Source organism: Streptomyces sp. NPDC050743 (assembly GCF_044456925.1).
Taxonomy (GTDB): Bacteria; Actinomycetota; Actinomycetes; order Streptomycetales; family Streptomycetaceae; genus Streptomyces.
In genome coordinates this window covers 1-7,551 of the sequence record NZ_JBITGJ010000204.1, presented here as the reverse complement: position 1 = coordinate 7,551, position 7,551 = coordinate 1, and the positions used below count along the sequence as shown (strand labels likewise).

5 protein-coding genes and 1 pseudogene are annotated in these 7,551 nt (G+C 69.0%); 2 read left to right on the top strand and 4 right to left on the bottom strand.

Features of this window, described 5'->3' with window-relative positions:
• Positions 1-200 precede the first annotated feature (200 nt).
• Positions 201-704, bottom strand: a complete 504-nt coding sequence (locus ACIBJF_RS50940) for a hypothetical protein (protein ID WP_399184712.1) — start codon at positions 702-704, stop codon at positions 201-203.
• Positions 705-1,421: 717 nt separating this feature from the next.
• Between ACIBJF_RS50940 and ACIBJF_RS50935 the strand changes: the two genes are divergently transcribed.
• Positions 1,422-4,859 (top strand): phosphodiester glycosidase family protein, encoded by a 3,438-nt coding sequence (locus ACIBJF_RS50935; protein ID WP_399184711.1) that lies wholly within the window; start codon positions 1,422-1,424, stop codon positions 4,857-4,859.
• 190 nt (positions 4,860-5,049) lie between these two features.
• Here the strand turns inward: ACIBJF_RS50935 and ACIBJF_RS50930 are convergent, their stop codons facing one another.
• Together ACIBJF_RS50930 and ACIBJF_RS50925 are read right to left on the bottom strand one after the other, a co-directional pair.
• A complete protein-coding gene (locus ACIBJF_RS50930; RefSeq protein WP_399184710.1) occupies positions 5,050-5,244 on the bottom strand; it encodes a hypothetical protein in 195 nt (64 codons plus the stop codon).
• A 191-nt stretch (positions 5,245-5,435) separates the two neighbouring features.
• On the bottom strand, positions 5,436-6,215 hold the full coding sequence (locus ACIBJF_RS50925; protein WP_399184709.1) for a class I SAM-dependent methyltransferase: 780 nt from the start codon (positions 6,213-6,215) through the stop codon (positions 5,436-5,438).
• Between the two features lie 505 nt (positions 6,216-6,720).
• Between ACIBJF_RS50925 and ACIBJF_RS50920 the strand changes: the two genes are divergently transcribed.
• The gene (locus tag ACIBJF_RS50920) at positions 6,721-7,266 is read left to right on the top strand and encodes a hypothetical protein (protein WP_399184708.1); all 546 of its coding nucleotides are present in this window, start codon (positions 6,721-6,723) and stop codon (positions 7,264-7,266) included.
• A gap of 179 nt (positions 7,267-7,445) precedes the next feature.
• Here ACIBJF_RS50920 and ACIBJF_RS50915 read toward each other — a convergent pair.
• Positions 7,446-7,551, bottom strand: a pseudogene (locus ACIBJF_RS50915) (RNA-guided endonuclease TnpB family protein); the annotation flags it as partial.

Sequence of the window (7,551 nt, the reverse complement as noted above, 5' to 3'; positions counted from 1 at the left end):
ACACGGACCGCAAGCGTCCCCTTCGGAAACGAAGCCCGCACCACCCGCGCAGTCAGCTCCGGCACCCCGCGATCAGCCCGCGGCTCCAGCGACATCCAACCCCACCCTCGATCGACGAACATGCCGATCATGGCAGGCCCGCACACTCACCATCACCGTTTCACGGATTTCCCCACGGAGTCCTTCAGGGAGGGGAGCCTTCAAATCCAGCGATCTGCCGGGACACGGAATACCGGGCCTCGGGCACCCAGGACCCCGGGGACGCCCTGCCATAGGGCTGTACCCCTCTCCCGCTCCCAGTCCGCTGTCGCCCGGGACCGCGCCCACTGGGCCACGGCTGCCGGAATCAGCATGACGGGCGGCATCACCTCGTGGAACGTAACGCCGATGAGCATCATCCAGCAGGCTATCGCGCCGACGAACCCGGCCGTGCGCCGCAGCGTCAGCCGCCGCGCCGCATCCTGGCCGGCGTGCGGTTCGTCGACGCTGTCGATCTGAGCGGCTTGCTCGTACTTGCGGCGACGCCGGTCTGGCAGACGGAACCCGAGAGGCAGCAGCGCCAGGCACACCAAAGTGACCACAGCCGTGCCCACCAGCAAGGACTCCAGCCGGTGAGTCGTCGTCCCGATCAAGACCAGCAACAAGCCTTCGGACAGCACCGCGCCTGCGCCCATCATCAGCGCGGACGTCTGCTCGAAGTACACCACCCTTATCAGCCCGGGTCCGGCGTCCCCAGTCATCGCCCCAACTCTCTGCCCGGACACGCGCGCAGGCAGGAAAGATCCAACGCCGTGCGGAACGCGGGGTCAACCCACCGCGTGTCAGAACATCGTCAAGACTGTCCTGCCCCAGCGCCCGAGAACGTGGGTCTCCCCCTGGTCCGCTCGCAGCATTGATCTGGACGGCGTCGGTGCCATCTCGGCTGCAGCTGTAACGGCGCTCGGAGTGCCGGCCTCAGTCCTGGTCGGCCGCCGCTGACAGATGCGCGGGGCGCTAGGAACGGCCAAGGAGACAGGCCGTGCCCGGCATTGCACAGGCCGAGTCGACATACAGAGCTGCCCTTCCGAGCGTCGGCGTCGGTTCCTGACCCCTCGCTGCAACCGGAACATCACTGCCTGACCATCCGTCAGAAGTTCTACAAAGCGCTTGTTTCTGCCCTGGAACGTCTGCTTGACCCCACAACTGGGGTGCCACATGGTCGAACGCTGCTTCAACCGCCTGAAGCAGCGGCGCCCGAGGGGCGGTTCGAGGAAGCCGGGGGTTAACGGGGTTCGACCGGCTGTTGAGGTGAAGCGCTCTGATGGTCATCTGCGTCACCCGGAACGGAAACCTGTGATCCGCCCAGCCGGTGTGCGGTTGGTGTGCGATCCGGTGCCCACCGGCGCGCATGCCCGTTAAGGAACCAATCAATGACATTTCGCATGAAGAGACCTGTGGGAGCCGGTATTCGGCGTACCGCAGTGGCAGCCGCGGCGGTGCTGACGTTCGCCGGCGCAGTGACAGCAGCGGGACCCGCTTTCGGTTCCGGCGCCGACACGGCCGCGGACAGCCATGCGGCCACCCCGGACTGGCTCCCGGACACACCGGAGAACTGGCCCCTGGTGGTGGACTACACCCGCACGCCGGCCCAGACCGTCACCCGTGGTCTGCAGCACTACAGCGAGACCTACGACACCGTGGGCGGCCGCCAGCACATCCAGGTGCTCAACGCCGACCTGACAGACTCGAATCTGCGGGTCGGAATGGTCGAGGCCGGCGACACCCTGACCAACCCGGCGGACGAAACCCCGTCGTCGATGGCCCATCGCACGCACGCGGTGGCCGGTGTCAACGGGGACTACTTCGAGATCCACGCCAGCGGGCGGCCGCTCGGCGGCATCATCTCCGACGGACACATGCTGAAGAGCCCCAAGCCGGGCTTCGCCTCCCAGTTGGGCGTCAAGCCCGACGGCACCATGGTGATGGGGCCGGAGACCTTTTCCGGCACGATCAGCGACGGCTCCGCGACGCGCTCGCTGACGTCGGTGAACACCGTGAACGACGTGGCGTCCGGCGGCATCACCGAAGTCACCCCCGACCTCGGCGAGACACCGGGCCTGGCCAAGCCCTCCACTCTGGTCATCGGCCACTCCGCCGACGGCGGCTTCGTCGTGGACGACGTGCGGACCGGCGTCACCACCCTGCCGCGGCTGAGCACCGGCCAGCTCGGTCTCCTCGGTGCCGGCGACGGCGGTCAGTGGCTGGGCGACACCCTGCACACGGGTGACACGGTGGGCATCACCACGAAGTTGTCTCCCGACAACGATGTCACCCAGCTGATCAGCGGCGTCGACACGCTGGTGAAGGACGGCAAGGTCTACCAGGACCCGACCGGCACCCCGCCGAGCGGCGCCAACCCGGAGACCGCCGTCGGCATCACCAAGGACGGCAAGCACGCCATCGTCGTCGCCATCGACGGCCACGGCGGCGCCTCCACGGCTTTCGGCGTGACGCCGGAACAGGCCGCCGGCTACATGGTCGCCCACGGCGCCTACACCGCGATGCTCTTCGACGGCGGCGGCTCCACGGGGATGGTCAGCCGCGCCCCCGGCGCCGACCGGGCCGACGTCGTCAACACGCCGTCCGACCTGCCCGGCAACACCGAGCGCCCGGTGGCCAACGGCATCTTCTTCTACTCCACCGCCAAGGAGGCCGGACCGGCCGTCACGGTCAGGGTGAACGACGGCCGGACGGTCACCACCGTCGCCGGCGGCTCCATCCCGCTCCCGGTGTACTCCGTCGACCGGTTCGCCAACCCGGCCGCCGGCACGGTCCACGTCCGGGTGGAGCCCTCCGACCTCGCCACGTACGAGGACGGCAAGCTCACCCCGCACCGGACCGGCACCGGCCGGATCATCGCCTCCAACGGCAAGGCCCTCACCTCCGAGAAGCTCGAGGTCGTCGGCAAGCTCGACACGCTCACGGTCACGCCCGACAAGGCCGACCTGGACAACGGCGCCACTCAGCAGCTCGCCCTGTCGGGAACCGTCAAGGGCGGCGACACGGTGCAGATCCCCGCCGAGGCGGCCACCTGGAAGGTCAGCCCGGACGATTTGGGCAGCGTCGACTCGCACGGCCTGTTCACCGCGCACGCCGACAAGGGCGGTCTCGCCGACGTGAGCGCCACGGTCGCGGGCGCCACCGCCACCGCCTCGGTCGCCGTCGGCAGCGTCAGCAAGACCATCGACCCGATGAGCAGCCTCGACGTCTGGCGACTCAGCAACAACACCACCGGCAAACCCGCCACTCTGAGCGCCGACCCCGGTGTCGTCCCGCCGGGGTCCACCGAGTCCGGATCGCTGAAGCTCGATTACTCGATGCCGGCCGGTGCCGGCGTCAAGCAGCTGGTGCTCTCGCCGAAGGTCACCCTCAAGACCGACACCGACAACGGCCAGGTGCCCACCGCCATCGGTGTCTGGATCAAGGGTGACGGCAACGGCATCGAGCTCGCGGAGAAGTACATCGGCGTCAACGGGTCCTCGACCACCCTCTACCCGACGTATGTGACCTGGAAGGACTGGCACCTGGCGGTCGCTCAGCTGCCGGCGGGCATGCAGTTCCCGCTGACCATCAGCTTCATCGACTTCCTGGCGATCAGCCCCAGCACCTCCTACAGCGGCTCGCTCAACGTCGGGGGCCTGCAGGCGCTGTACTCGCCACGACCGGTCACGGCGCCCGAATACCACGCGATCCCGAAGAACCCTGACTGGCTGTCCTTCGAAGAGGACTCCGCGGACTTCGCCAAGAAGGGCACCACCCTCCTCGCCGGCGACGACGCGCACCTGCTCGCCGGCGACCCGGGTTCGGTCAGCAGCAACGTGATGGACTCCATCGCCAAGCGGCTGCCCACCCTCGCCCCGCAGGCGCGGCCGGACGCCGCACAGTTCCTCGGCGACATGTCCGACGACGGCAAGCCGGCGGACCTGAAGTACGCCAAGTCCAAGATGGACGCCCTCGGCATCCCCGCCCGTGACATCGTCGGCAACCACGAGATCACCCAGGGCACCGACGCCGAGAACGGCAACTACAGCGACACCTTCGGCGACACCCACTACGCCTACACCCAGGGTGCGGCCAGGATGATCGTCACCGACAACTCACATGGCAGCCTGCAGTCCTCGGACCCGTTCCAGGATCCTTCGGGCGCCCAGTACCCGTGGCTCGTCCAGCAGCTGACGGACACCACGGCCAAGGACGTGCTGGTCATCACGCACATGCCCGCGTACGACCCGCACCCGGCCGCGAACAGCCAGTTCACGGACCGCTGGGAGGCGCGGATGTACCTGCGGCTCGTGCAGCGCTACCAGCAGACGCACCCGAAGCAGCATGTGATCATGTTGTACGGTCACGCCCGCGGATTCGCCGAGCAGATCCTCAATCCCGAGGGGCAGAGCGTGACCACCGCCGAGGGCGGCATCCCCCAGTTCACCTTCGCGGACCTCGGCATGCCGGCCTACGCCCCTGCCGACCAGGGCGGCATCTACCACTTCGGACTGCTCCGGATCGGAGACGACGGTGACCTGCAGTACTCCGTCGAACCCGCCCTGGCGTCGATCACCGTCAAGGGCCCCAAGGAGCCGATCGCCGAGGGCGACCACGTCACCCTGACCGCGACGGGAGACCAGATCGGCGGCGACAACATCGCTCCGCTCACCATCCCGATCGCGGACCCGGCGTCCCACGTCTGGACGTCGAGCAACTCCAAGGTCGCTTCGGTGGACCCGTCCACAGGAGCGCTGACCGCCCACCGCTCCGGCACCGTCACCGTCTCGGTGACCTCCGGCGGCGTCACGGGCAGCTACCAGGTCGTCGTGCAGTGACATGACGGATGACGGGGTGCCCGGGCGTTCCCGGGCACCCCGTCGGCGTAGCCGTGCGCCGTGGTCGTGACCGGTGGCATGCGCGCCGCCGCCCTGGATCGGTCGGCCTCCATTACAGGCCGAGGGCCGACGGGTCCGTCCGCCGTTTCTCCGGCACCTCGCACAGGAACGGCAGGACGACTGGCGGTGCTTACGCAGGGCGTCGCATGCGGAAATCGCCGTACTTCGGGTTCGGCTCCTCGCGCACGGCCCCGGCCAGCGCGGGCCCGGTGATCTCTCCCGGGCCTCCCTGGGGCGGGTAGCCGACGATGTCGCGGACCTTGTAGTAGACGCCCACCAACCGGTACTCGCCCGGCCCCCAGGATCCGTCGCCGTACGGCAGCATCCTGTTCTCGCCGCAGACCGGGCACTGGGCCTGCGGGTGTACCAGAACCCCGGGCTCGGTGAATGCGTGCGGCAGGCGTCGGTCGGCGATCGCCCGTCGTGGCAGGGTCAGCTGTAGTCCATCCGTGGGTCATGATCTTGCTGCTGGGGTGCGCCTCAAGTGGAAAGCATCGCACACGAGTACGTGATGCTTCACAGCCGCCGGACGCGCAGCACGCCGGTCAGCATCGGGAGGGTGAACTCGCCGTGGGCGGTCTCCGGTCTGCTCGCGAGGAAGGCACGGATCCGGCCCAGCGTGGCCTCTTGTTCCTGCTCTGGCATGACCAGCACCCCCGCGCGCGTCGCGATGGTCGCGACGAGGGTGTCGGCGGTGCGACGCTGCCCGTGCGGGAACTCGGCCTGCTCCGGCGAGCCGAACCTGACGGCCCCCCCGGTCTTTGGAAGGTGCATGTCTGCCGTCTCGGCGCGCCAGCTGCCGGGCGTGTCACGCGGGCCGACGGCCGCGCTCCCGCTGATCCGCGCGAGCCCGGCGACCCACTCGGCCTGGTCGTCCATGACGTTCCACAGGCCGGCCAGGATACCGCCGGGTGCGAGTACCCTGGCGATCTCGGGTCCCGCGACGGCCATGTCGAACCAGTGCATGGCGTTGCCGGCCAGCACGGCATCGACGGACGCGTTGGGCAACGGTATCGCCTCGGCACTACCCGACAGGGCACGGACAGCCGGCAGCGAGCGGCGCAGCTCGGTCAGCATGGCCGGGTCGGGCTCGACCGCAATGACTTCGAAACCCAGTGCGACCAGCGTGGCGGTCAGCTTTCCGGTTCCGGCGCCGAGGTCGAGCACGCGCGGGCCGGGCGCGGGCTCGAGCGCCCAGCGCACCGCTGCATGCGCGTAGTCCGGACGGTGCTCGGCGTATGCGGCCGCCGCCGCGCCGAACGACGAGGCGTGAAGCAGCCGTTCCTCCTGGGCCATGCGGTTACGCTATCCGTGCTGCTAATCGCCGACTATCCCGCCGTACCGCTTCGGCGACAGCCACCCGCACACTCGGACCAACAGGGCACCGCGGGCAGCCTCCGACCCCCTCCGCACGCGTCTCCCCGTCGGCCCACCCCGCCCGCCGCCGCCCAGCGATACGCCCCGGACGTCGACCGCGACCGCGAGGCCGGCATCGACCAGGCTCACCCTGCCCAGGAGACGCGAGCCCGGTCGAAGGCCACGTCAACTCGATCAAGATGCTCAAGCGCCGGATGTTCGGCCGCGCCGGCCTCCAGCTCCTCCGCCTCCTCCGCGAGCGCGTGATCCCGCACTCGTAGGGCCCAGGTGAACCACCCGGGGCGCGCCGCCGCGGAAACAAGCAGGCAGGCGTCGAAGAGCCCTTCGGTCTGCTCGGCCCGGCGCTGGTCTGGGTGGTGGAACTCGCCTCGGGCTCGCACGTACTGGGCAGGCGGGTACGCCTTCGCTGGGTGAAGCTGAAGGTGTGAGCATCAGTAGCGAGCGCCCGGTAAGTACGGAGCAGATCTACGCAGCGCTGGCCGCTCTGGCGGCTGAGCCGGTTGCGGATCCGAAGAAGCGACCCGAGGGGCCGCAGGAAGAAGACCGCCTGCACCTGCTGGGCAGTCTGCTGGCGAAGACGGAGCTCGAGATCACCGCTGCAACCCGCCTCACCGAGGAAGGGGAGATCGAGGACGTGCTTGAGACGTTGCTCGGCTGGGGGGAGCAGGTAGGAGAGGATCCCGGGCTCGCGGTCAACGTCCTGACAAACCGGCTGCAGCGCACCGCGGTGCAGGTCTCCGAACCCGAAGCGGAAGAACTGCCACCCGGCCGCGAGGCCGCCTTCGCTGCCGTCATGACAGCGGTGTACACCCTCAGCGCTCAGCTGCACGCCGAGCGCGGCGACGCGGAGGGAACCCGACACGCTCTGAGCGGGGCGGAAGAAGCCCTCATCGACATCCTGCAAGGCATGCATGACCTGCGCGTCGCCATCGGTGACGCGGCCGGACCGGAGGAACAAGCCGAAGACTGACCCGCAAGGACTCGATCTGCGGCGACTCCTCAAGCCGAACGTGGTGCTCTTCGGCGAAGCCGTTCCGCCACAGCGAGTCGAACAACAACAGAAACAGTGCCGCTACCTGGTCCTTGAAGGCTCCCCTCCCTGGAGGGAGGGGATGCGTCGCCCTCCAGGGCTGTGCGGGGATTTACGGCTCAGGCCGCCGCCGGAGCCGGCGGCCCCGGTGGTCCTACGCCCTCGGCACCGTCCGGGTTCCAACCTGCCCGGACCAGCATCACGCGGGCGGAGTTCTTGTCCCTG

Coding starts and splice junctions, on each gene's coding strand:
- ACIBJF_RS50935 (WP_399184711.1), top strand. CDS start 1,422: ATGAAGAGACCTGTGGGAGCCGGTATTCGGCGTACCGCAGTGGCAGCC.
- ACIBJF_RS50925 (WP_399184709.1), bottom strand. CDS start 6,215: ATGGCCCAGGAGGAACGGCTGCTTCACGCCTCGTCGTTCGGCGCGGCG.
- ACIBJF_RS50930 (WP_399184710.1), bottom strand. CDS start 5,244: ATGCTGCCGTACGGCGACGGATCCTGGGGGCCGGGCGAGTACCGGTTG.